Annotated in this window: 19 protein-coding genes; 12 read left to right on the top strand and 7 right to left on the bottom strand. The window is 50.1% G+C overall.

Features of this window, described 5'->3' with window-relative positions; translation table 11 throughout:
• The first annotated feature begins 142 nt into the window (after positions 1-142).
• On the top strand, positions 143-1,054 hold the full coding sequence (locus GOM71_RS08085; protein ID WP_156279640.1) for a 5'-3' exonuclease: 912 nt from the start codon (positions 143-145) through the stop codon (positions 1,052-1,054).
• A gap of 166 nt (positions 1,055-1,220) precedes the next feature.
• A complete protein-coding gene (locus GOM71_RS08080) occupies positions 1,221-2,618 on the top strand; it encodes a phosphodiester glycosidase family protein (RefSeq protein WP_156279638.1) in 1,398 nt (465 codons plus the stop codon).
• Between the two features lie 75 nt (positions 2,619-2,693).
• Here GOM71_RS08080 and GOM71_RS08075 read toward each other — a convergent pair whose 3' ends face one another.
• Together GOM71_RS08075 and GOM71_RS08070 are read right to left on the bottom strand one after the other, a co-directional pair.
• Complete coding sequence (locus tag GOM71_RS08075) at positions 2,694-2,969, bottom strand: hypothetical protein (RefSeq protein WP_156279635.1); 276 nt, start codon at positions 2,967-2,969, stop codon at positions 2,694-2,696.
• A gap of 60 nt (positions 2,970-3,029) precedes the next feature.
• The gene (locus tag GOM71_RS08070; protein ID WP_173275376.1) at positions 3,030-3,326 is read right to left on the bottom strand and encodes a DUF3055 domain-containing protein; all 297 of its coding nucleotides are present in this window, start codon (positions 3,324-3,326) and stop codon (positions 3,030-3,032) included.
• Between the two features lie 197 nt (positions 3,327-3,523).
• Between GOM71_RS08070 and GOM71_RS08065 the strand changes: the two genes are divergently transcribed.
• A complete protein-coding gene (locus GOM71_RS08065; RefSeq protein WP_156279633.1) occupies positions 3,524-4,513 on the top strand; it encodes an HRDC domain-containing protein in 990 nt (329 codons plus the stop codon).
• Positions 4,514-4,715: 202 nt separating this feature from the next.
• Here the strand turns inward: GOM71_RS08065 and GOM71_RS08060 are convergent, their stop codons facing one another.
• The gene (locus GOM71_RS08060; protein ID WP_156279631.1) at positions 4,716-5,669 is read right to left on the bottom strand and encodes a hypothetical protein; all 954 of its coding nucleotides are present in this window, start codon (positions 5,667-5,669) and stop codon (positions 4,716-4,718) included.
• Positions 5,670-5,881: 212 nt separating this feature from the next.
• Between GOM71_RS08060 and GOM71_RS08055 the strand changes: the two genes are divergently transcribed.
• The 6 genes from GOM71_RS08055 to GOM71_RS08030 all read left to right on the top strand — a co-directional run bounded on the left by GOM71_RS08055 (position 5,882) and on the right by GOM71_RS08030 (position 12,233).
• Entirely contained in the window at positions 5,882-6,343 is a 462-nt protein-coding gene (locus GOM71_RS08055; RefSeq protein WP_156279628.1) for a chemotaxis protein CheX, read from the top strand.
• A gap of 77 nt (positions 6,344-6,420) precedes the next feature.
• A complete protein-coding gene (locus tag GOM71_RS08050; RefSeq protein WP_367649512.1) occupies positions 6,421-7,194 on the top strand; it encodes an SDR family NAD(P)-dependent oxidoreductase in 774 nt (257 codons plus the stop codon).
• 24 nt (positions 7,195-7,218) lie between these two features.
• On the top strand, positions 7,219-8,700 hold the full coding sequence (locus GOM71_RS08045; protein ID WP_156279626.1) for a DEAD/DEAH box helicase: 1,482 nt from the start codon (positions 7,219-7,221) through the stop codon (positions 8,698-8,700).
• 132 nt (positions 8,701-8,832) lie between these two features.
• On the top strand, positions 8,833-10,113 hold the full coding sequence (locus GOM71_RS08040) for an S-layer homology domain-containing protein (protein WP_156279624.1): 1,281 nt from the start codon (positions 8,833-8,835) through the stop codon (positions 10,111-10,113).
• A 120-nt stretch (positions 10,114-10,233) separates the two neighbouring features.
• Entirely contained in the window at positions 10,234-10,980 is a 747-nt protein-coding gene (locus GOM71_RS08035) for an ABC transporter ATP-binding protein (protein WP_156279622.1), read from the top strand.
• Positions 10,977-12,233 carry an ABC transporter permease gene (locus GOM71_RS08030; protein WP_156279618.1) on the top strand — a complete coding sequence of 419 codons (1,257 nt, stop codon included), beginning with the start codon at positions 10,977-10,979 and terminating at the stop codon, positions 12,231-12,233. Before GOM71_RS08035 ends, GOM71_RS08030 begins: the two co-directional genes overlap by 4 nt.
• 258 nt (positions 12,234-12,491) lie before the next feature.
• On the opposite strand, the gene GOM71_RS08025 is transcribed toward GOM71_RS08030, so the two are convergent.
• Positions 12,492-13,784 (bottom strand): aminotransferase class I/II-fold pyridoxal phosphate-dependent enzyme, encoded by a 1,293-nt coding sequence (locus GOM71_RS08025; RefSeq protein ID WP_156279616.1) that lies wholly within the window; start codon positions 13,782-13,784, stop codon positions 12,492-12,494.
• A 257-nt stretch (positions 13,785-14,041) separates the two neighbouring features.
• Between GOM71_RS08025 and GOM71_RS08020 the strand changes: the two genes are divergently transcribed.
• Positions 14,042-14,827, top strand: a complete 786-nt coding sequence (locus GOM71_RS08020; protein WP_156279614.1) for a helix-turn-helix domain-containing protein — start codon at positions 14,042-14,044, stop codon at positions 14,825-14,827.
• 106 nt (positions 14,828-14,933) lie between these two features.
• On the opposite strand, the gene GOM71_RS08015 is transcribed toward GOM71_RS08020, so the two are convergent.
• Both GOM71_RS08015 and GOM71_RS08010 read right to left on the bottom strand, forming a co-directional pair.
• Complete coding sequence (locus GOM71_RS08015; protein WP_156279612.1) at positions 14,934-15,521, bottom strand: GNAT family N-acetyltransferase; 588 nt, start codon at positions 15,519-15,521, stop codon at positions 14,934-14,936.
• Between the two features lie 65 nt (positions 15,522-15,586).
• Positions 15,587-16,213: a pyridoxamine 5'-phosphate oxidase family protein gene (locus GOM71_RS08010; RefSeq protein WP_156279610.1), complete on the bottom strand. Its 627-nt coding sequence runs from the start codon at positions 16,211-16,213 to the stop codon at positions 15,587-15,589.
• Between the two features lie 132 nt (positions 16,214-16,345).
• Here GOM71_RS08010 and pdxR point away from each other — a divergent pair, with 132 nt between their 5' ends.
• Entirely contained in the window at positions 16,346-17,851 is a 1,506-nt protein-coding gene (gene pdxR, locus GOM71_RS08005; protein WP_156279608.1) for a MocR-like pyridoxine biosynthesis transcription factor PdxR, read from the top strand.
• A 7-nt stretch (positions 17,852-17,858) separates the two neighbouring features.
• Here the strand turns inward: pdxR and asd are convergent, their stop codons facing one another.
• Complete coding sequence (gene asd / locus GOM71_RS08000; protein WP_156279606.1) at positions 17,859-18,641, bottom strand: archaetidylserine decarboxylase; 783 nt, start codon at positions 18,639-18,641, stop codon at positions 17,859-17,861.
• Positions 18,642-18,824: 183 nt separating this feature from the next.
• Here asd and GOM71_RS07995 point away from each other — a divergent pair, with 183 nt between their 5' ends.
• Complete coding sequence (locus GOM71_RS07995) at positions 18,825-19,973, top strand: glycosyltransferase family 4 protein (protein WP_156279604.1); 1,149 nt, start codon at positions 18,825-18,827, stop codon at positions 19,971-19,973.
• The last annotated feature ends 1,823 nt before the right edge of the window (positions 19,974-21,796 follow it).

Here is a 21,796-nt window from a genome sequence, read left to right as displayed (position 1 = left end):
CATTGCGATTGCATCAATGCGAAACGAAGCTCCGTTTCCAAATGACAGCATAGCCGTTTCTGCTTGCGGCGTGGTAGAATGATAGGTAATTGGAGTGACTTTGATGATGCAGAGTGACTTTAAATGTAAGGAGGTTTGACCGATGCCGCAAAACAAAGTGCTGATCGTTGACGGAATGGCTGTATTGTTTAGAGCCTTTTACGCAACGTCGTACTCAGGCTATATTCGCAAGACGAAAGACGGGCTTCCAACCAATGCTGTCTACGGCTTTATTCAATATTTTTTCGATGCTATTACTGAATTCAAGCCTACGCATGTCATTTGCTGCTGGGATATGGGAAGCAAAACATTCCGGACAGAACAATTTCCGGAGTACAAAGGCAATCGCGGCGAGCCGCCGCTGGAACTTATTCCACAGTTTGACCTCGTCAAGGAGGTTGTTGCCGAGATGGGCGTGCCAAACATCGGAATAACCGGCTACGAGGCGGACGATTGTATTGGAACGCTGTCGCGCCAATTGGCTGGCGAGGACTCGGAAATTTATATTTTGACCGGTGATCACGATATGCTGCAGCTCGTTACCGAACGAGTTAAAGTCGTAATTATGAAGAAGGGCAAAAACAACTATGCGGTGTATGATCTTGCCTTTTTGCTTGAGGACAAGCAGCTGATGCCGCATCAAGTGATTGATATTAAAGGATTTATGGGCGATACGAGCGACAACTACCCTGGCGTAAAAGGGATCGGCGAGAAAACAGCGCTTAAGCTCATTCTCGATTATGATTCAGTTGAGGGCGTGCTCGAAAATTTGGAAAAGCTGCCTAAAGGAGTAAGGACGAAAATTGAAGCGGATCTGGACATGCTGCATCTGTCGAGAGAACTGGCGACGATTCGTCTGGATACGCCTGTTGCATGCGGATTGACCGAAAGTATCTGGGATTTGAAGAAGGAAAGCACAGTCAGCAAGTTTGAGCAGCTGGAATTTAACAGCCTGCTTAAACTTGTAGATGCGCACGTGCGTCAAATGGAAGAGGATCCGTTTGCGCTTACGTAAGCGGAGAAGAGCGATGTCTATGCGGATTCCGCACAGGTATCGCTCTTTTTTTTAAGTTTATCCCTCATATGATGAGCTCGATGCGAACCTATTAATAGAGAAGCGGCGCGTGTCGATATAAATAAAGACAAAAGTGCAGGTAAACGCCAAGGAGGACAAAAAGGAAATGAGGCAAAAATGGATACATGCAATACGTAAGATTACATTGACGGGAACGGCTGCAGCTCTGTTTCTATCACTCTCGCTTACCGATCTGGGAACGATGAGCCGCAGCTTCGCACCGATTGATACGGCAGCTGCAGCGGCGAAGCAAGTAACGATTACATATCCGACATCAACGGCTGCGCTGACGCTGGACAAACGGCTGCCGCTGGCGAGCAAGCTAAAGCTTTCCGCAGATGTTGCGCTGCGTTATGAATCGGGCAACAGCGCGGTTGCGCGCGTTAACAGCAACGGCGTTGTTATACCGGTCGCAGCAGGCACGACGAACATTTGGGTTCATGTTGCATCGGCAGATTACACCGGCAGCTTGAAGCTGCCCTTGACGGTTAAAGCGTCTTCCGCAGCATACAAGGTGACGACTGCCGTGAAAAAAGTGAAGGTCAGCGGAAAAACATTCAGTGTCCAAACGGTAACGATACCAAAGGGAATGCCTGTAACGGCAGGCTTGGCGGGAAGAAGAGTCGGAGCTGTTCAGCAGCTGGCTGACATCGGCAAATCATATCGCGCGGTAGCGGCAATCAATGGCACTTACTTTGAGGCTTACGGCGGCGTGCCGGATCCATATGGCACAGTCATTAGCGATGGGGTCGTCGAGCATATCGGCAACACCGGAACGAGCGTCGGTTTCAAATGGGACGGCAGCGCAGTGATGGATACGCTGCGTATTAAAGTGAGAGGCGCAACGAACGGCTCCTACAATTCGCCGAATAACTGGTACGTTTATTTCGTCAATCGGACGCCGACGAAAGGGGCAGCCTCAGCCGTGATGTTCACGCCGAAACGGGGCGCCAATGTCGGGTTCAGTTATGGCAAGGCAGTCACGGTACGCAAGGGTGTCGTAACGAAAACGGGCAGCAATGCGAATGCTGATATTCCGAAGGACGGGTATGTGCTCGTATTTACCGGCTCTGAGGAGAAGCTTGCCTCACGATTTAAAGTAGGGACGTTTGTCGACTACAAAGTGACCTTCAACAATGCGGCAGGGCAAGCGATCGACTGGAGCGGCGTGCATACGGCGATTGGAGCTGGTCCGCGTCTGGTGAAGGATGGCCAGCTTGCCGTCGATCCGGCTAAGGAAGGCTTTAGCAGCCCGAAAATATTGACGGACAGCGGGGCGCGCAGCGGCATTGCAATTAAAAAGGATGGTACGGTCATATTGGCGACAGTACCTGGAGCCACCATCAAACAATGGGGCTATATTATGCTTGGTCTAGGCGCTAATCAGGCGATGAATTTGGACGGAGGGGCCTCTTCCGGTCTTTATGCTTCCGGCAAAATGATTACGACGCCGGGACGGCTTATCAGCAACACGCTCTTGTTCAGCAATAATCCGAAATGGTAACAAAAAATACCCTTGTCCGCATGCTTTATCAAGCGTGGACAAGGGTATTTTGTATGCATGGATTGACGATTTCGATTAAGGCTCGTCCATCGCGTCAGGCAGCGCAGTATCATCGTCATCGCCAGGATAGTCTCTTCCGATCCCGTTATGCAACGAACGATTCTCATAGGAAAACGCGCTTTTTTGCCGTTGACCGTTGCGCCAAGGGGTGCTTTTTCCAAGCGATTCTGACTGGGATGCGGATCCGAGAGGACCCTCTGGAAATTCCTCCGTAGCCAGATCATTACGCTGTGATTCCACCGTCGACAGCTCCGAGTGCTCTTCGCTGTCTTCGTCAAAAAAACGACTCAATGCTTATCGCCTCCTGAATAAAGTAGCCAGCATTTGGCTTACTTCTTCAGTTTGCCCTGTTTAGTCAGTAAAATTCACCGTTCCAACCACAAAATACAAAAATTGGGCGAGCTCATTTGCCTCATCCTCTTCAAGCTTGAACGTATGCTCTAAATAGCCCTCTTCCTCCAAATCGTCAGGGCCGATAATGGCGGTTTTTCCAGATTGCAGATCGGTAATGAGCTTCTTGCCGTAAAAGCGGTTTGTATTTGTAATGGCGAGATCAAACCGTTTCAGGCTAGGCGCGATAAAGGTTACGAATCGGGTAGACGTTTCTTCGGTTGTGTCGGACATGAAATCATAATCTGGCAGTTGCATTGCGATAGCGCCTCCTCTTATTATTTCGACCATTATACACCAACAAAACGCTTGTATAAAAGAGACGGTTATGCTAGATTAAAACTAATCGAATGAATGAACGTAGAGGAAGCACCTCTCTTGCCAATATGGCAGGAGGGGTGCTTTTTTTTTGCGTTCGGCCATTCGTCCAATATGGATTATGGAGGAGAATAAGCATGCATGTTGTTTTTCTGAACACGTTTGACAAGCCGAATGAAGAGGGCGGGATCGTTAGCGCTCAGCTGTCGATTTGCGAGAAGGACGGCGTATGGTCTGTATTATGGATGGAAGGGCAATCGGAGCCGAATTGCTGGTTTGAAGGAACCTCTTGGGAGGAGATGCTTGTCGCATTTCGGCATGGCGTTGCCGTAAAGATGGGGGAATGCTATTCTCCTGTCATTGACAGCATGCTGGAGGAGAAGCGCGGAGGCGCGGGCAGTTTTATTTCCATGCTTCAATGCTACGGCGAGCTGCATGCGAACATCGAGCTGTTCGAAGCGCTTCGCGAATGGCGCCGCACGCGAGCAAGCGTCGAGAAAAAGTCCGCCTATTTGATCGCGACAAACCGAATGTTATGGATGATTAGCGCTTTCGTGCCGTATACGCCTGAAGAACTGCTGCAAATTCCGGGCTGGGGGGAAAGCAAGCATAATGCGTTCGGCGCTGAAGTGCTGGAGGTGACGAAAAAAGCGGCTCGCACGAAAGGGTTTCCTTTGAATTGGGTGGCGAGCGAGCTGAATCCTGCAGCATTTACGCAGTGGCTATACAAACAAAAGGAATTGAAATATAAGAACGATATGATTAAAAATGAGCAGAAGAAGCGGATTTTGAGCTTTGTGCGCGAAGGCGGCACAATAGAGCAGCTGCAAACCGAGCTGGAGATGCCGCGGAGAGAAATTATGGATCGGATTGAACAGCTTGATGCGGAAGGCTACGATTTTGATCCGTTGATCGTCAGAGAGCTGTCTGATATGCCGGAGGATGAGCGGAACGGGATATGGCAAGCTTTTCAGCAAACGGGAGACCGCTATTTGAAGCCGGTGCTTCAGCAGGTATATGGCGCAGAGGGAGTTAAGGATAAGCAAGTGGACGTCCTGTACGAGAGGCTTCGACTTGTAAGGCTTAGCTATCGCAAAGAAAGAGAAAACGGCAAAGCGATATCGTAGTTGACTGTTGCGTCGCTTTTTAAGGGGTAATCTCAAAAGTCATTAAATTGACCATGAGACGGCCCCTTCTCTTATTTAGGTAAAACAGCAATCTCCGAATTCGAAGGTTCTTCCGATCTCCATTGCTTGCGGGTTCCATCGTCTGTGTCGTTAACGCTGTCGCGCTGCGTTACATTTACCGGACAGCTCCTTGCTCTTGCTGTCATTGGAGCCATATGGGCTCGGAATAGCGGATTGGCAAGCCGGAGTCGCAAGGCAAGCCCGATTCATACGAATAATTGCCGATCAACGATAACGCTGCATTGCGCAGCTCGGGCAGCTCTTCTTCATCGGGGCACCGAAGCCATTGAAGCACCGTTCTCGTAATGGTGACAGCATCGCCAAGCGCACGCTCCCACAGCATCCAGCCGCTTTCATGATGGACGATTTGATTGTCAGTCGGATCGATCCATGGAAGCATGCATTCATTCCACACATCATAATTCACTTTTCTGTGATAAAGAAAAGGCTCTAGCAATCCAAACGTAAATAGGCGCTTTAAGCCGGTTGGATCGTGAAACAGCTTATGGGCGCGCAGCATGTAACGGAATGACAAAATCCAGTCCTTACGTTGAATGTTTAACGCTAACTCTTCATAGTAGTTGCGAGCGATCCGCTCATAGATCGCGATGATAGGTTCCGGAAGCTCGCCTGTGATTTCGCGCCAGACAGGCGTGCTGATCGTTTCGAAATTGGCCAATTTCCGGGCGAGTATCGTATCCATCATAATTTCATAACGCTGATGATCCCATTTGAGAAATCCGGATCGGCTATAGACGAACGGATGCATATGGCGGTCAAGCACATGATGGATGACGAAAGCGACAGCATACAGAAGAGATTGATCAGCAGTGTCAGGATCCGCAGAGCGTCCTTTCACTCCGTCTAGCATTTCCATAATAGCAAGCCCGCAATTTTTGTTGTGCATGACGTTGCCCAGCTCTTTTAAAGCAGAGTTTTTTTGCCAGGGGTAAAAGCGATTAAATAATAGAAAATCGGGTCCCTGGCTGCCCATATTGAAAATTATTTTTTGTTCGGCGGCTGCGATCATCCTGTTCTCGCCGAGCTTTGATAGCACCAGCTGGCCAAAAATAATATGTGTCCAAGCATTGGGCAAAACATTTTCCTCCTCTCGTGTAAGCGGTCAGCATGTTCGAGTGGAACGCTTGCACGATTATCTGACGATGTCTTCAAAAGATGCGAGACCTATTTCATAGGACTAAAGTTTCAATATTGGCATAAATAGTATACTTGTCCTATGAATTTAAGTATAATGATAAATATAGCTGAATGTGCGCGAATTTTGTCGAAAAGGAGCGTTTCCTCTTTATGAAGGCAGAATATATTAATCCGTTTCTTGAATCCGCAAAAATCGTGATCGAACAAGTGATCCAAATTCGTCCGTCGACGGGTCAGCTTGGCTTAAAGGATATTAAATTTGTAGAAAACTACATTTGGATTCAAATTGGTTTGAACGGACAAATGAACGGAGACATTGTATTCGGGCTGAGCGAGCAGGTCGCTCTGAAGATGGTATCGGCCATGATGGGCGGATTCGTCATTTCGGAAATTGATGAAATTGGTCGCAGCGCAATCTCCGAGCTTGGCAACATGATAAGCGGCAATGCAAGCACGATGCTTTATAATCAAGGAGTGCGAGTCGATATTACGCCGCCCAAAGTTATTCATTCCGCCCAAGCGGCCGGATTCTCGGCTGTGCAGGCGCTTACGATTCCGCTCATCATGGATGGAATCGGCGAACTGGATATTCAAGTGTTAGTCGCATCGTAGCATAGAATGAGCTCCTTAGGGAGCTTTTTTTTTGCTTCTAACACGCTAATCAAGTACACTAGACTGGGTGATGTTGGGTGTTGAAGGAGAAGGTCGTTTTTATATCCGGGGCTTCCAGCGGGATCGGAGCCGTCACGGCAAAAATGGTTGCGGAGCGTGGCGGAATACCGGTTTTAACCGGGCGAAATTTGGCGAGGCTGCAACAATGCGCGGCAGTAATCAAAGGTCGCTATTCGATTTATCAAATGGACGTAACGGACATGGAGCAAGTGCAGCGAACCGTCGATTCCGTTATAGCCGAATATGGAAAAATCGATATTTTACTTAACAATGCAGGCTTTGGTAAATTTGAATCGTTCGCGGAAGCGCCGATCGGCAGCTTTGAAGCGATGATGGATACGAACTATATGGGGACTGTACGCTGCTCAAAAGCGGTGCTGCCCTATATGCTGAAGCAAGGGAATGGACATATCGTCAATATCGCCTCGATGGCGGGCAAGATCGGCTCCTCGAAATCGACCGGCTATTCGGCAACCAAACACGCGGTGCTTGGATTTACCAATTCCTTGCGGATGGAACTGCGAGGTGAAGGCATCGCTGTATCCGCCGTTAATCCGGGGCCAATCGAGACTTCTTTCTTCGAGCTGGCCGATCCTGAGGGCGTATATGTGAAAAATATAAGCTGGTTTATGATGAAGCCTGAAAAAGTTGCTAAATCGATTATTCGCGTGATGGAACGCCGGAAGGCAGAGGTGGACTTGCCATTGCCGGCAGCCGCGGGCATCAAGCTGTACCAGCTTTTTCCGCGTATTGTCGATCGATTGTTCGGCGGGCTTTTTAATCGAAAATAGCTTTGTATAAGTGAGGAATGAATGATGAGCAACAAAAGTTGGAATGAATTAGGTTTAGTAAAGCCGCTGGCAGACAAGCTGGAGACAAACGGCATTAAAGAGCCGACGGTTATCCAAGCGGAAGCGCTGCCGTTGCTGCTGGACGGTAAGGACGTATCGGCGAGATCGCAGACCGGGTCTGGCAAAACGCTGGCTTTCTTGCTGCCGCTGCTGCAGCGGATGAATCCGGCATCGAAAGCGGTGCAAGCGGTCATTCTTGCGCCGACGCAAGAGCTTGCGATGCAAATTGTTCGCGTAGCGGAAAGCTATGGCGAACCGCTCGGCATTCGCGTGCAGCAATTGATCGGCGGGGCCGCGTTAAAACGGCAGGTCGAGAAACTTAAGCTGCATCCGCAGCTCGTAATTGGAACGCCTGGCCGTATCCATGAGCTGCTTAAGCTGCGCAAGCTTAAGCTTCACGATGTCCGCAGCGTCGTTATAGACGAGGCGGATCAAGTGTTCGAGCTCGGCTCGACACGCGAGGTAGAAACGATACTGTACGCAACGGGAAAAGAACGGCAGCTTGCCTTTTTCTCCGCGACCTATCCGGACCAAATGGCCCGATTCGAGGGGCGCTGGATGAAGGAGCCGGTGCGCATTCAAATCGCGCCGCAGCACCGGGTATCGGAGACAATCGACAATTACTTTATCGTAAGCGACAAGCGGGATAAAACCGATACCGCCCGCAGGCTCGTAAGGCTGCTGAACCCGAAGTCGGCGCTGTTGTTTTTGAATACGACGGACAATATCGCCAACTGGGAAGCGAAACTAAGCTATGAAGGCTTTACCGTTGAGACGCTCTACGGCGATGCTGACAAGCAGCGGCGTGCGGCGACGCTTGCGCGCTTCCGGGAAGGGCGCTGCCAGTTGCTGCTCGCTACGGATGTCGCGGCTCGCGGTCTCGATATTGAAGGGCTTCCGCTTGTTATACAGCTGGATCCGGCAGCAGACGCCGATCATTATGTGCACCGCGCTGGCCGCACGGGCCGTATGGGACGAACAGGCACAGTCGTGTCCATCGTCACGCCTCAGGAGATTTTCATTATGGACAAGTTCCGTAAGCAGCTGGGGATTGAGCTTCCGGAGAAAGCAATGTATCGCGGAAAGCTGACTACCCCGGAGGAAGCGCGGAAAGCGACAGTTTCGGCGCGGAACGAAAAGCCAAACGGCGGTTTTGCCAAACCAGTCCGTTCAAGCGACGCCAGATCGCTATCGGCGCCAAGCACAGAGCGGGGCAACACCGGCTTAAACCGCAGCCAAAACCTCGGCAGCAACGATGCAAAGGTCAAAATCGGCGTATTCGAGGCGGAGGCGGAGACACAGGGCCGCAAACCGTCCAGCACGGCGAAAGCAGCTAAGCAGCCTTCCATAGCCAAGCAAAAGCAGGAGCGGCAGCGCGACAAGAAGGATAAAGGCGCTCCGAAATGGCTGAAGGCCAAAAGGGAAGGAAACGACAAGAAAGAGTAGTACAATTTTCCTATTTTTATTAAAATGAGCTAGCCACCCTCTTAAAGCGGTCGACCTTTGACGAAACATATTCGTGAAGGTACAAACGGAACTTATCCGTAAAAATCGCACAAAGGGAGAGTGGCTTTTTCTATGAATACTCCGGTTTGGAAAAAAATGATTATTTCTTCGATGACGTTGATGTTGCTCGCAGGAGGAGGCACTGCCGCATTCGCGAACGGCGGAAAAAGCGCAGATGATTACCGTAAAGGCGGAGACCAGCACCAAGGCCAATCGGACGACGACGATCGTGATGATGACGACAGCGACGATGATGATGACGATAAAGACGATGACAAGAAAGATAAAGAGGTTAAAGTAACTTGGAAGTTTGAAGACGAAGAGGACTTGGCATGGGCGCTTGAATACATTATGCGTCTGTCTGCAAAAGGTGTATTTACAGGTTATGAAGACGGTACGTTTAAGCCGAACCAAAAAATTTCGCGAATCGAGACGCTTGTTGCCGCAGTTCGTTTGATGGGGCTTCGCGAACAGGCTGAGTCGGAAGAAGAAATGAACACCGAGTTGAACTTCAAAGACGCAGACAAGCTGGAGAAAAAATATCCTTGGGCTGTCGGCTACGTTGCGGTAGCGCTTGAAAACGATCTGTTCTCCGAGACAGAGACGGAAGTGAAGCCGGAGTTAAACGCGACTCGTCTGTGGGCGACGACTATTCTGATCAAAGCGCTCAAACTGGAAGAAGAAGCGAAAGCTCTGAACAACACGAAGCTGGACTTCAAGGACGCGAAAAACATCCCTGCAGGCTCCGTAGGCTACGTTGCGCTTGCGATCGAGAAAGGCATTATTACCGGCTATAACGACAACACGTTCCGTCCAAACCAACCGGTAACTCGCGCTGAGCTTGCCGCGCTGCTGGACCGTACGGATTCGGAAATGCCGGATGAGGATCAAGATGCTCAAGCGATTACAGGCACGCTGAAAGCAGCTGTGACTAACAAAAAAATTACGATCGTAAAAGCTGACAAGACGGAAGTAACGCTTGACATCGATCCTAACGTATTTATTTTCCGCGAAGATAAAAAAGCGGCATTATCCGCTCTCGAAGCTGGCGACACGGTGCTTGTCCGCACATACCAGAATAAAGTCGTATTCATCGAAGTAACGAAAGTAGCTGAAGAAGAAGTGTCGACTGCGTTTACAGAGGTTGGCCTTGTTAATACGGTTACTGTAAATGCAGAAGGCAAATTGTCGACGATTTCGGTGACGAAAGTGGTTAACGATCAAACGTTAACAACGATCTACAATGTTGATCCAAAAGTAAAAATCGTTGGCAATGCGTCGTTGCTCGTGAAAGACCAGCTCGTTGAATTGAAAGGCGAAAACGGCACGGTTACAACGATTACAATCAAGTAAGCATGCAAAAAGAAGCCGATATTCATCCCGAAAACGGGGCGGATATCGGCTTCTTTTGAATTTAGAGGAAAAATTCGGTATGCTGATAAGGATTGCATATCGGATTTGAAGGTGAGCGCGATGAATGAATCGATATTAAAAGTAGAAGGATTAACCGGCGGATACAGTCCGCGCCGGCCAGTGCTGCATAACCTGTCGTTTGATATTCAGGCAGGCGAAATGGTCGGCTTGATCGGTCTCAACGGGGCTGGCAAAAGTACGACGATCAAACATATTCTTGGCCTTATGAAACAGCATGAAGGCGAAATTCATGTAAATGGCGTTACGCTGGCGGAAAATCAGGACAGATACCGTTCGGCTTTCGCTTACGTGCCGGAAACGCCGGTACTGTTCGATGAGCTAACCGTAGAGGAGCATTTAAGGCTGACCGGCATGGCGTACAGCATCGATCAGTTCGATGAGCGGAAATCGCAGCTGCTGAGCGAGTTTCAGATGGAGAACAAAAGAACCGCTTTTGCTTCCCATCTCTCTAAAGGGATGAAGCAGAAGGTGATGATTATGAACGCGCTTCTGTCGCAGCCTCCGCTCTACATTATTGACGAGCCGTTTTTGGGCCTTGATCCGCTCGGCATTCGCTCGCTGCTGGAGCGTCTCGTTGAAGTGAAACGCAACGGTTCGGCTATCTTGATGAGCTCTCATATTTTAGCGACAGTGGAAGCGTATTGCGATCGTTACATCGTTATGCATCACGGACGAATCGCCGCGATCGGCAACCTGGAAGAGGTATGCGCAGCGGCAGGGATTGAAACTCGCGGCGGGTCGCTGGAGGAAGCGTTCTACAAGCTCGTAACGGGAGCGAAATCATGAAGTCGCCTGTACAAGCATTAGAGGACCTTTGGCTGCAGCGCGCGCGCGCATTTCGCAAGGAGGTAATGCCCTACCTCGGCTATATGGGGCAAAGCGGATTTCCGCTCGTTATCTCTTTACTATTTATTTCATCCGCTCTTGGCTATTTTAAGCTTATCCGCGACATACCGTCTAACTTTCCGTTCACGCTAGTCGGGGTAATAGCGGTTGTTCCGCTATTGTGCTGGGCACCGCTAAGAACATGGCTTGTTAAAGCCGATATTGTGTTCCATTTGCAGCTGGAAGCGAGAATGGGGCATTATTTGTATCATTCGTTCCGCAGAAGCTTGATTATGACTGTGATCCTTGCCGGTCTCGTTCTGCTGCTGTATTGGCCGATCTATAGACAAGGAGACGGTGAGGCTGCATTTTGGATGCTCATTGTACTAGCTGCTGTATTACGCTTTGCGAATAGTTGGGGCGCTTGGCAGGAACGAAGGCTGGCGTGGCCGGGGATGCGCAGGCTGATGCGATTGCAGCGCTGGACAGCTACCGCCGCAGCTTGGGCTGCGTTGCTTTCGCGCGAGCCGTGGATGGCTGCATTATTCGCGCTATTAATCGGCTTGCTGCTTGTGCTGCTGTACCGTTTACCGGCTAGGCACGCGTTTCCGTGGGAAAGGCTGATCGAGGAGGAGGAAAGGTCGCGCAAAGCGATCTACCTATTCTTCGGACTGTTTATCGACGTGCCGGTGATGCCGTCGAAATCGGCAGCAAGATCTTATTTATCGTGGCTGCTTAAGCGAATTTCTTACCGTCACGCCAATACGTTCGTATACTTGTATGCGGCATCTCTCATCCGGACCGAGCTTGGCGGGATCGTAGTGCGGCTGTCGCTCCTGAGCGCGCTGGTGGTATATTGGTTTGCTGAATCCGCCTGGCTTTCCGGATGGGGGGCCGCTGCGGTTTATACTGTTTTTCTGTTTGTCTTAGGCGTCCAGATTGAAGGACTGCGCCGTGTGCATAGCTACACCGTATGGCGTCATGTCTATCCGTTGCCGGACGGGCTTCGCACGGACAGCATCGTGCGTGTAGCCAGCCGGACGCTCGCAATCGCTGCGCTGCTTATTTGGCTGCCGGCAGGCGTGACGCTCATAGCGATGCATCAGATGCCGCTGCAGTCTGTTGTTGCGCCAGCCGCAGCGATTGCTTATGCTTCGTTTGTGAACCCGGGCCGTATGAAGCGGAAGTTTGAAGATGGGATCGATGAGGATTAAAAAAACAGTCCGCTGCGCAGCCGAATGTTCCTGCGATCGCCATTGTTCTCGGACTTCCTGATTGAAACATGTAAAGTGGGAGTCCGAGAACAAAAGCGAACGCTTAAAAGCTTTCTGCAAGAAAGCTACTTCGTAAGCATCAGCTTGCGCTTCTTCGGAATCATTCGGCCGCTCCGCTCCGTTTTTTATATTCGATCACAACTTCAAATAATGAGAAAAGAAAAGGCGCCGCAGGATGGATTCCTGCGGCGCTTATTTTTAGCGGAGCTCGTTAACCGCTTTGTAAATGGTATCGAACAGCTCTTCCAAGTTCGGCTCTTCGATGCAAGAGAAGGCTACGCGCAAATCAGTTTCGCCAAGCGCAATCGTGCCGATGCCGTAATCGTTCAACAATTTGACGCGAACCGATTCAGCGGATACATCTTTCAGCTTCAAGCACATAAAGTAGCCGGAGTTGAACGGATAGTAATCCCAAACGTTGCCGTAACGACCGCTGTCGAGCAGCGATTTAACGCGGTTGGCGCGTTTTTTCATCACATCGTATTTTTCTGCTTTCTGCTCTTCGAAATCAGGCGATTGAAGCGCGCGAAGAACAAAAGTTTGCGATGGATGCGGACCGCTGGAAATGGTGGCGCGAATAATCCCCATCGTTTTTTGTTCAAGAGCAGCCAGCGTTTTGTCGGATTCGGCAGCGAAAGTAATAAAGCCTACGCGGAAGCCCCATACGTATTCTTCCTTTGTCGCTCCATCAACCTTAATGGCAAGAACGCGCGGATGAAGGCCGGCCAGTTTGCCGAACAACGACTCATGCACAGAATCTTCGAAGAATAGTCCGAAATACGCATCGTCCGTTACAGCAACTACGTTGATGCCGGCTTCTGCCGCCTCGCGGATGACTGCAACGATCTCGTCGCCTTCTTGCGGGCCGGGCGTGTAGCCTGTCGGGTTGTTCGGGAAGTTGAGCACGACGATCGCTTTGCCTTTATCTTTCTGGGCAAGCAGCGCCTCGCGCAGTCCTTCAGAGTTGAAGCGGGCGTTTTCATTGTAAAGCGGATACTCAACAATCTCGGCGCCGCGGCGAATGCCGAACGTCAGCTCGTAGTTTTCCCAGTTTTTGTTCGGGATAATTACAGCGTCGCCAACGTCCGCGAACAGATCGGAAACGATGCTGAGGCCATGCGTCAGGGCGTTCGTTGCGACCGGATTGCTCACTTTTTTGCCCTCGATGGAAGGGTTCTCCTTCACCATCTTAACGCGCCATGCAGAACGGAGCTCCGGTTTGCCTGCTGGCGGCGCATATTCATATATATCTTTCGGATCGTATGCAGTCAGCGTATCCTGAATGACCTTCAAATGCATCGGTTGTCCGTTCTCGAGTGCAATGCCAATTGTTGCGTTATATTTGTTGGCCTTTGCCTTGGCCTCTGCGGATTGGCTCAAAATGCCTTCCTTCGGGAAATAAATCGCTTTTCCTAATGCGGATAACATTTCGTAGACGTTTGGGCTTTCCGTCTGCAGCGTTTCATTCAACTGCTGAGCTAGTGGGTTCATTGACCTCATTCCATCCTTCCGATCATTCATTTCATTATGAAATAGCTAAAAGTTTGCACTATTTTGCTTATCGGGTGCTATTATAACATTTTTTCAAGGCCGCAAACCATTGGAATTTAAATATTTTTAACAAAAGAGCGAACGTATGTCGAATAGTGCAAATCGAGCATCGGCGCTTGCGTAAAACTTTGGCGCTGATGTATGATGACGAAAGATACATAAATGAACGAATTAGTTGCTTTGGGAGGATGGCTGTAATGCTGCACTTATCCCCGGAATCGCTTATTTTGCTGCCGCCCCTTGCCAAAATTGTTTGTGAGCCCGGCTGGAGATGGGCGCCTCGGGAAAAACCGATGCCGAATTTTGATTTATTCTATGTTTGGAACGGCGAAGGGGAAGTAGAAGTTAATGGGACAAGCTATCCGGTTGGAAAAGGGAGCTGCTTTCTATTCCGCCCGGGAGACTTCACGAGCGCAACGCATAATCCGCAAAAGCCGCTAGTCTTGACCTATATCCATTTCGATACGAAAGAAAAGGTCATGGAGGTTCCGAACCGGTACAGGCAATTTACCGAGACGGTTGAGCTTGAACATTTGCTGTCGCGTTATGTGCGGCTCTTCCTCGTGAAGACGTTTGCCGCAGAGGAAGAAGCGCAGCTTGTGCTGAAGCAGCTCATTATTCACTTGCTGCGGGAAGACCAGCAGGAGCCCGTCGAGAAAAAGGCGAGCAATCAGCTGACCGAAGCGATTCACGAAATCGCCAACTTCGTACGGCAAAATCCGGGCGTTCCGCACCGGGTCGAAGATTTAGCGCACCGGGCGCAGCTGTCGCCGCGCTATTTTTCAATGAAATTTAAAGAGCTAATCGGCATGTCTGTGCAATCGTATATGATTCGTACCCGTATTGAGCGCGCCCAGCATTTGCTTATGCACGAAGGAATGAATGTGACTGAGGTCGCTGATGCGCTCGGCTACCGCGATATCTTTTTCTTTAGCCGGCAATTCAAGCAGTACACCGGCAGAAGTCCTTCGGAAATCAGGTAGCGCTCGATTCCTTCCGCCAGCAGTCAATAAGAAAAGCGAACCCCTCTCGCAAGATAGCGAAGCGGGGTTCGTTATTTTTGCCGATTCAATACACGTTTCTTCTAAATCATACTTCTCTTAAATACCCAATCAATTTGGCTTTTACGCCTTCCCATTCTTTATCCAGAATGCTGTATAAGTTTGAATCTCGAATATACCCGTCTTGCATGATCATCTCTTGCCGCAACGTTCCTTCGAACTGTGCTCCGATTCTTTGAATTGCACGATTGGATCTTTCGTTTCTTGTATCCGTGCGGAATTGCACTCGAACGAGGCTCAATTGTTCAAAGCCATATTTCAGCAATAGATACTTACACTCCGTATTGACACTGGTTCTCCAAGATCTAGGGTCCAGCCAAGTCCCCCCAATTTCGAGTTTTCTGTTTTGCGGTGAGAGATCTAAGTAACTGGTACTGCCAACAATCTCATTTGTACTTTTGTCAAAAATGACGAATGGATACCTTAATCCCTGTTCTTTTGACCTCATCCAATGGTTCATTGTGGTTGCCAAATCTTCAAGCTTATTTATGGTTGACGGACTATACATCCATATTTCGCTGTGATTGCTTGCCTTGAACAACCCATCCAAATGTTCATGTGACGCAGGTAATAACAACACTCGTTTTCCTTCAAGTTTAATGTCGTCCCTTATCAACGTTAAACACACCTTTCATATTAGAGCTCAAAGTGAGAATTTGGCTCTAACAGCAGCAGGTTACCCTAGTTATCACTACTCTTAAAGTGCGGACAATATTTGCGCATGAGCTCGATCGTCTCGGCATCGTATTCACCGTCCCGATTAAGCAGTCCGTCTACAACGGACGCCAGCTCTTCTTCTTTCTTGTTTTGGCCGAATTTAAACTTGCCGACAATGCGCTCAGCATCAATGCGAACGATGGATACGCCTTTGAGCCGTCCGCGATATTCCGGATCGTCGCCGGTAATCGGCTTATGGCCGCCTTCCGGCTGCAGCTTTGTCATAAGCGCCTGCAGCACGAGTGCTTTCTCCTTCAGGTCCTCTACAATGACCGCTTGTCCATAAATGATGACCGATTTGAAAAAGCTGGTCGCAGGGCAAGCAAACACCGGATCGGTAAAGTAGGAAGGAATAACCGCATATTCCTTCGCGACATTAAAGGTGACCTTCGGGCGAGCAGCAAGGTTGGTCATTTTCTCTCCGACACGGCTTCCGTGAAAATAAATCGAGTCGTTGCAATAAACGAAATTGAGCGGCGTAATCGACGGATAATCGTCATCCGAGCTCGTTCCTAAAAAACCGAAGCTCATTTCATTCAAAAATTGATCAAGCTCTTGTTTGTCGGTCATTTCGAATTCATTTCTTCGCATGCGCTTCTCCCCGTTTCTCTATTGTGCACCACAGTTTATAGTCTCATCGTAGCGAAATAATTGACAACTAAGAAGATCCAATTTAGATTATTTTTATTAGACCAATTTCGGCGAGGAAAGAGCGGTGAGCATTTGGAGCAGCTTATTAAAATCGGCTTTGACAATCATTCGATAGCGTCGGGGAAAAAAACGGAAGCGTTGTTTCAATCGTTAAGAGAGTTAATCGTGGAAGGGACGCTGCTAAATGGAGAGCGTCTCCCTTCGAGCCGCAAGCTGGCAGAATTGCTGGAAATTTCTCGAGGTTCAGTCAACCAGGCTTACGACATGCTGTTGGCGGAGGGTTTTGTAAGGACTGGGCGAGGGAGCGGCACTTACATTGCATATCAACAGCCGGATTACGGCTTGGGCAGACGGGAGGCAGAAGGTGCGGACATCCCGTTATCGTCGTGGGCGAAGCGGCTGCAGCAGGCTCAGTCTCACAGACCGTCCGAAGCAGCCATTGTGATTGCGGCAGACGAAGTGTCGGCGGTTGGCATCGATTTCAGTTTCGACGTGATCGAAAGGCCGTTTTTCCCATATGAGGAGTGGAAGTCCGCCATGTTCGAGGAAATTCGCTGCTCGCTGGATCAACCGAAGAAGGAAAGGCCGGGAACGGAAGGCTATTATCCGCTGCGGGAAGCGATAGCGCACGAGCTGCGCAGGGAAAGGGGCATTATTGCCTCGGCAGAGCATATTTTCATTACGAACGGTTCGATGCATGCGATTGCGCTGCTCTGTATGCTGCTCATTAATTATGGCGATAACGTCGTCGTCGAAAATCCGGGTTATAGCGGCATAAGAAGAGCGGTCGAAGTGGCGGGCGGCAGCCTGATCTATGGAAATGTGGACGATAGCGGCATTATTCCTGAGCAATGGGAGGGTGCGAAGCTGCTTTTTGTAACGCCAAGCCGACAGTTTCCGACCGGAGTAACATTAACGGCCGAGCGCAGGAAGCTGTTGCTGGAGTGGGCATCTAAACGGCGTGCAGTTATTGTAGAGGATGATTACGACAGCGAGTTTCGCTGGGGCGGACGTCCTGCAGAGCCGCTTAAGGCGTTGGACCGCGAAGGCAGAGTCGTATTTATCGGCACGTTCTCGAAAACGATGTACACGGAGCTGCGCCTCGGCTTTGCGGTTGTTCCGGAAGCGCTGCGTGAGCCGATGCGGCTGGCGAAATATTTGCTGGAGCCGCATCCGAGCAGCATCGCCGAGCAACGCGCTTTAGCAGGCTTTATGGCCAGCGGCCAATATTTGCGGCATTTGCGAAGGCAGCGCCGCGTCTATGGGCGCCGGCTGCAGCGTTTCCGCGAGCAGGCTAAGCAATCGCTCGGCGGAATGTTCCGATTTGCGCCTTCCGACGCGGGTCTGCATCAATACGCGGAATGGCTTGGTCAGGCGGATGAATATGAGACATTGAAAGCGCGATGTATTCAAGCCGGCGTTAAATGGACCGACGGCTCGCGCTATTGGCGCGAGCCGTCGAAGGTAGGCTGCCTTTCGGCTATATTTGGCTTTGCCCATCTAAGCGAGGAGCAAATTACGGACGGATTGAAACAGATCGCTGCTTGTTGGGAGGAGATGCTGGCGGAGAAACGTTAACCGCAAGTTAGATGAGCTTGCCTAAGCGCTCTCCCATTCGCACTTTCAATCCGACCTTAAGATCGGCGCGCGGCTCGAATGTGCCGTCTTCAAGCAGCAGGACAACAGTCGATCCGAATGCGAAGCAAGCGAGCTCGCCGCCTCTATCGGCGGATTGTTGAGCAGGGTCAATGTAACGGATGCTGCTGACGTTCATAGCCCCGACCTTGACGACAGCGGCCTCTCCTTTCTCATGCTGGATGTAAGTAATAAGTCGTTCATTCCGGCTTAGCACATGACGCATTCGGGTCAGGCCGAAATCGTTAACCGGATAAACTTTGCCAGGGACATGCTCCCGCTCGACAATTAGGCCTTTAACCGGCGAATGGATGCGATGATAGTCGGTCGGACTTAAGTAGAGCACCATGCAATACCCGTTCATATAGTTTTCTTTGCGGGGCGACTGGTTGAGAAGCTGGTCGACCGTATAATCCTGACCTTTAATGTTTAAAATGGTGCCTGCATCAACCGGTCCTGCGCCCGTAACAAGCGCGTCAACCGGACTTGCGAGAGAATCGGAACCGGAGTCGATTGTTCGGGCTCCAGGCTTTAGCCGACGCGTAAAAAATTCGTTCAGCGTTCTATATTCATGCAGCGGTTTCTCCGCCTCTTCAATCTTGATGCCATACATGTTTGCGAACTTCTTAATAAATATGCGGCTCGCAGTCGACTGCGCGAATCGTCCGGTCAGCGCAGATATCCATTTTCGCGAGCTTAATTCCGTCATGGCACGAAAAAATGAATCTAACATGTTCGTACCGTCACGTCCTCTCCTGCTACATTGTATTCGTGCATTGCCTTCCGACAGTGTGACACAACCTCGATCACAAATCAACAAAAACTAATGCGGAAGCAGCGCAACACATGCCTATGGCAACCAGCGGAGAGCAAGCGTATGCTAGTTCATCATACTAAGCAGCGGGGGGCTTCAGCTATGGCGCCGAAGGTAGCTTTCGTTACACCGGGTTCATTTCCGATTCCATCGGGAAAAAGCAGTTCCGTCGAACGAGTGATCGAAAAATTTGTGCCGCTTCTGCAGCCGCATGCGGAGCCGCGCATTTACGGGAGAAGCACGAGAGGATTGGCGCGGTTTGGCATCGTCAAGGGCGTCCGCTGCGAGCGGTTCAACGCAAGCAATAAGAAAAACTATGTCGCTGCGATTAGCCGCCGCGTAGCCACGTTCTCGCCGTCCTGTATTCAAGTGGATAACAGGCCGTTATATGTGCTAACTCTGCGCAGGCTTTTTCCACACAAACGGATATGGCTCAGTCTGCATTCCTCGACGTTTATCGGCGGAAAATATATTTCGCAAGCAACGCTGCGAAAATGTTTTCGGGCCGCGGATAAAATTATTGTGAACAGCGAGTTTTTGATGCAGGTAGTAGCGAGGAAAGCGCCTGAGACCAGGTCTAAGCTAAGCGTCGTATATCCAGGCGTTGAGCCTGACCGTTTTCCTTCGCGCTTCTCGGACGAAGGCATGTCGCTGCGTTCTATGTTAAGAGAGAGAAAAGGGCTAAGCGGCAAAAAAGTAGTTATTTTTATAGGCAGGCTAATTCCGCTCAAAGGCGTGCATCATCTGCTGCGCGTCGCGCCCAGGCTGGCAAAGCTTCAACCCGAACTGCTAATCATTATTGTCGGCAGCCCGTTTTACGGCTCCCATCGAACGACTGCATATTCTCGCCGCTTGCAGGCACTAGGCCGGAGTTGTCCTGCCAATGTGCGTTTCGTACCCTATGTTCCCTATTCCGAAGTGCCTAATTGGTTTATTGCAGCTGATATTGCGGTCGTGCCTTCAGGCGCACGGGAGGCGTTTGGCCTCGTCAACGTTGAAGCAATGGCATGCGGGCTGCCGGTCGTCGCGACAAGATCGGGCGGAATGAAGGAAATTATTGTCGACGGCGAGACCGGCTTTTTAATTGATCCTAACCGGGTTCAAAGCGAGCTGTTCAACAAGCTGCTGCTGCTGCTGCAAAACAACGAGCTTAGAGATACGATGGGGCAAGCTAGCAGAAGCCGAATAGAGCAAAATTTTACTTGGCAGCATACGGCCGATCGTTGGCTGAGCTTGTTCAAGGACGGTTAACCGCGCTCCATATTTTTTGTATTTGCTGTCCCAGTCGAGAGAAGTAATAGCATCGGCATATCGAGAAGCTGTTCCCTAGATTATCTATGGGCAGCTTTTTTTTTGGCCAAAAACAGCATTAATTGGGCTTCTGTAACGAGCCTATAGGTATGTGCATATATTACGTATGACATTTCAGGTGGAAGAAGGAGAGGACAATGGCTAAAAACCGAAAATCGAGAAGCGCCAAAGGGCGCAAGCCGCTCTTTTATGTCGACAATCCGAATGCTTCCGAATTAAAGTGGCTGGATGATTTGAACCGGAGAAAAGCCGCAAACGCTGCAAAGCCTGGTACAGTTCCGCTGGCGGGTGCGGATGTGGATGCAAAGAGCGTCAACATTAATGCATTGCAGGCGCCGGAGACGCCCAAGTCGCAGGCGTTTATCGACCGGCTAACTGAATTGGCCGCGCAAGATCCGGCTTCTCAATCTATAATGCCTGCGCCGGTAGTTCAAGAACAATCGATTCAACGAGCGCAGCGGAAAAAGCAGGAGTCCGATTTCGACTTCGATATCGATTTCGACCACGACTTCGAGGACATCGACGATTTTGACGAGCTCGAGAATATCGAGGACATCGAGGATATCGAAGACAGCGAAAAAGAAAATGAAAATGAAAATGAAAATGACAGCAACAACAGCAACAACACCAACAACACCAACAACACCAACAACACCAACAACACCAACAACACCAACAACACCATCGCCATAGACAATGAAGTTAAAGCGCCGGAGCCAAGTTACGATCAGAAGATCGAAAAGCTTGTGGAAAAACAAAATTCTTCTTTTGAACCGATGCCGTTTATTTATACGGACGATCTCATTGACGGCGCGGTTACCGGTGACAAAATTGCCTCCGGCGCAATTGAAAGCAGCAAGCTGCGCGCAGGCAGCGTAGACTCTTCGGCAATTGCCGACTTTGCGGTGGACAGCATACACATTGCTAATGGGGCAGTAAACAGCGCAAAAATTAAACCGGACTCGATTCATTCTGTACATTTGACGAACAATTCGGTTTCTGGCGAAAAATTGCTGGACCAGTCCATCATCGGCAGCAAGCTTGCGGACAATAGCATTACTTCCGAGAAGCTGGCAGACCGGACGATCAGTTCGCATAAAATCGCCGAAGGATCGATTGAAGCGAAGCATCTTAAGCAAATGATCATTACAGAAAAGCTTCTGGACAATCAATCGGTCACCTCGGAAAAAATAAAAAGCGGAGCCGTCCGTCCTGAAAATATCGCCAACGATTCCATTAACAGCTCAAAGTTGGCAGACGGCTCTGTTACGCGTGCGAAGTTGCGCGACGGCGCAGTTGGCAGCGATAAAATAGCGGCTGAAGCAGTCGACTCCATTCACCTGAAGCCGGGTCTGCTCTTAGCCGAACACGTCGCGGTAGGAATTGTTCAGGGAAAGCATTTGGCCCCGGGCGAAATCGCCGCAGAGCATTTGGCAGAAGGGGCGGTCGGAACAAGGGAGCTGCAAGACGGAGCGGTATCGTCCGCGCAGCTCGCCCAGAACGCAGTAGACGCGTCGCATCTGCAGCCGTCAGCCGTCCTTGGCATCCATATAGGCACAAAAGAAATCGAAAACGGACATCTCGCTGATCAATCGATCACGGCCGCCAAGCTGTTCGATCAATCGGTGTCGACGATCAAGCTGGTCGATCATGCCGTGACAGTCTCTAAGCTTGCTGAGCAAAGTGTTACCGCAGTTAAGCTTGCGGATGATGCGGTTCATACTCGGCATTTGAGCCGTTCTGCGATTACTTCGGATAAAATA

Origin of the sequence: Paenibacillus sp. NEAU-GSW1 (assembly GCF_009737085.1) — a bacterium.
Taxonomy (GTDB): domain Bacteria; phylum Bacillota; class Bacilli; order Paenibacillales; family Paenibacillaceae; genus Pristimantibacillus.
Note: the sequence above shows the minus strand (reverse complement) of the source record. Positions and strands in the feature narration are given on the sequence as shown.

Bases quoted from the DNA above. Each gene is read 5' to 3' on its own strand.
- GOM71_RS08080 (WP_156279638.1), top strand. From the start codon at position 1,221: ATGAGGCAAAAATGGATACATGCAATACGTAAGATTACATTGACGGGA.
- GOM71_RS08020 (WP_156279614.1), top strand. From the start codon at position 14,042: ATGCTGCACTTATCCCCGGAATCGCTTATTTTGCTGCCGCCCCTTGCC.
- GOM71_RS08040 (WP_156279624.1), top strand. From the start codon at position 8,833: ATGAATACTCCGGTTTGGAAAAAAATGATTATTTCTTCGATGACGTTG.
- GOM71_RS08070 (WP_173275376.1), bottom strand. From the start codon at position 3,326: ATGCAACTGCCAGATTATGATTTCATGTCCGACACAACCGAAGAAACG.
- asd (WP_156279606.1), bottom strand. From the start codon at position 18,641: ATGTTAGATTCATTTTTTCGTGCCATGACGGAATTAAGCTCGCGAAAA.
- GOM71_RS08085 (WP_156279640.1), top strand. From the start codon at position 143: ATGCCGCAAAACAAAGTGCTGATCGTTGACGGAATGGCTGTATTGTTT.
- GOM71_RS08055 (WP_156279628.1), top strand. From the start codon at position 5,882: ATGAAGGCAGAATATATTAATCCGTTTCTTGAATCCGCAAAAATCGTG.
- GOM71_RS08025 (WP_156279616.1), bottom strand. From the start codon at position 13,784: ATGAACCCACTAGCTCAGCAGTTGAATGAAACGCTGCAGACGGAAAGC.
- GOM71_RS08035 (WP_156279622.1), top strand. From the start codon at position 10,234: ATGAATGAATCGATATTAAAAGTAGAAGGATTAACCGGCGGATACAGT.
- GOM71_RS08010 (WP_156279610.1), bottom strand. From the start codon at position 16,213: ATGCGAAGAAATGAATTCGAAATGACCGACAAACAAGAGCTTGATCAA.
- GOM71_RS07995 (WP_156279604.1), top strand. From the start codon at position 18,825: ATGGCGCCGAAGGTAGCTTTCGTTACACCGGGTTCATTTCCGATTCCA.
- GOM71_RS08045 (WP_156279626.1), top strand. From the start codon at position 7,219: ATGAGCAACAAAAGTTGGAATGAATTAGGTTTAGTAAAGCCGCTGGCA.
- GOM71_RS08065 (WP_156279633.1), top strand. From the start codon at position 3,524: ATGCATGTTGTTTTTCTGAACACGTTTGACAAGCCGAATGAAGAGGGC.
- GOM71_RS08030 (WP_156279618.1), top strand. From the start codon at position 10,977: ATGAAGTCGCCTGTACAAGCATTAGAGGACCTTTGGCTGCAGCGCGCG.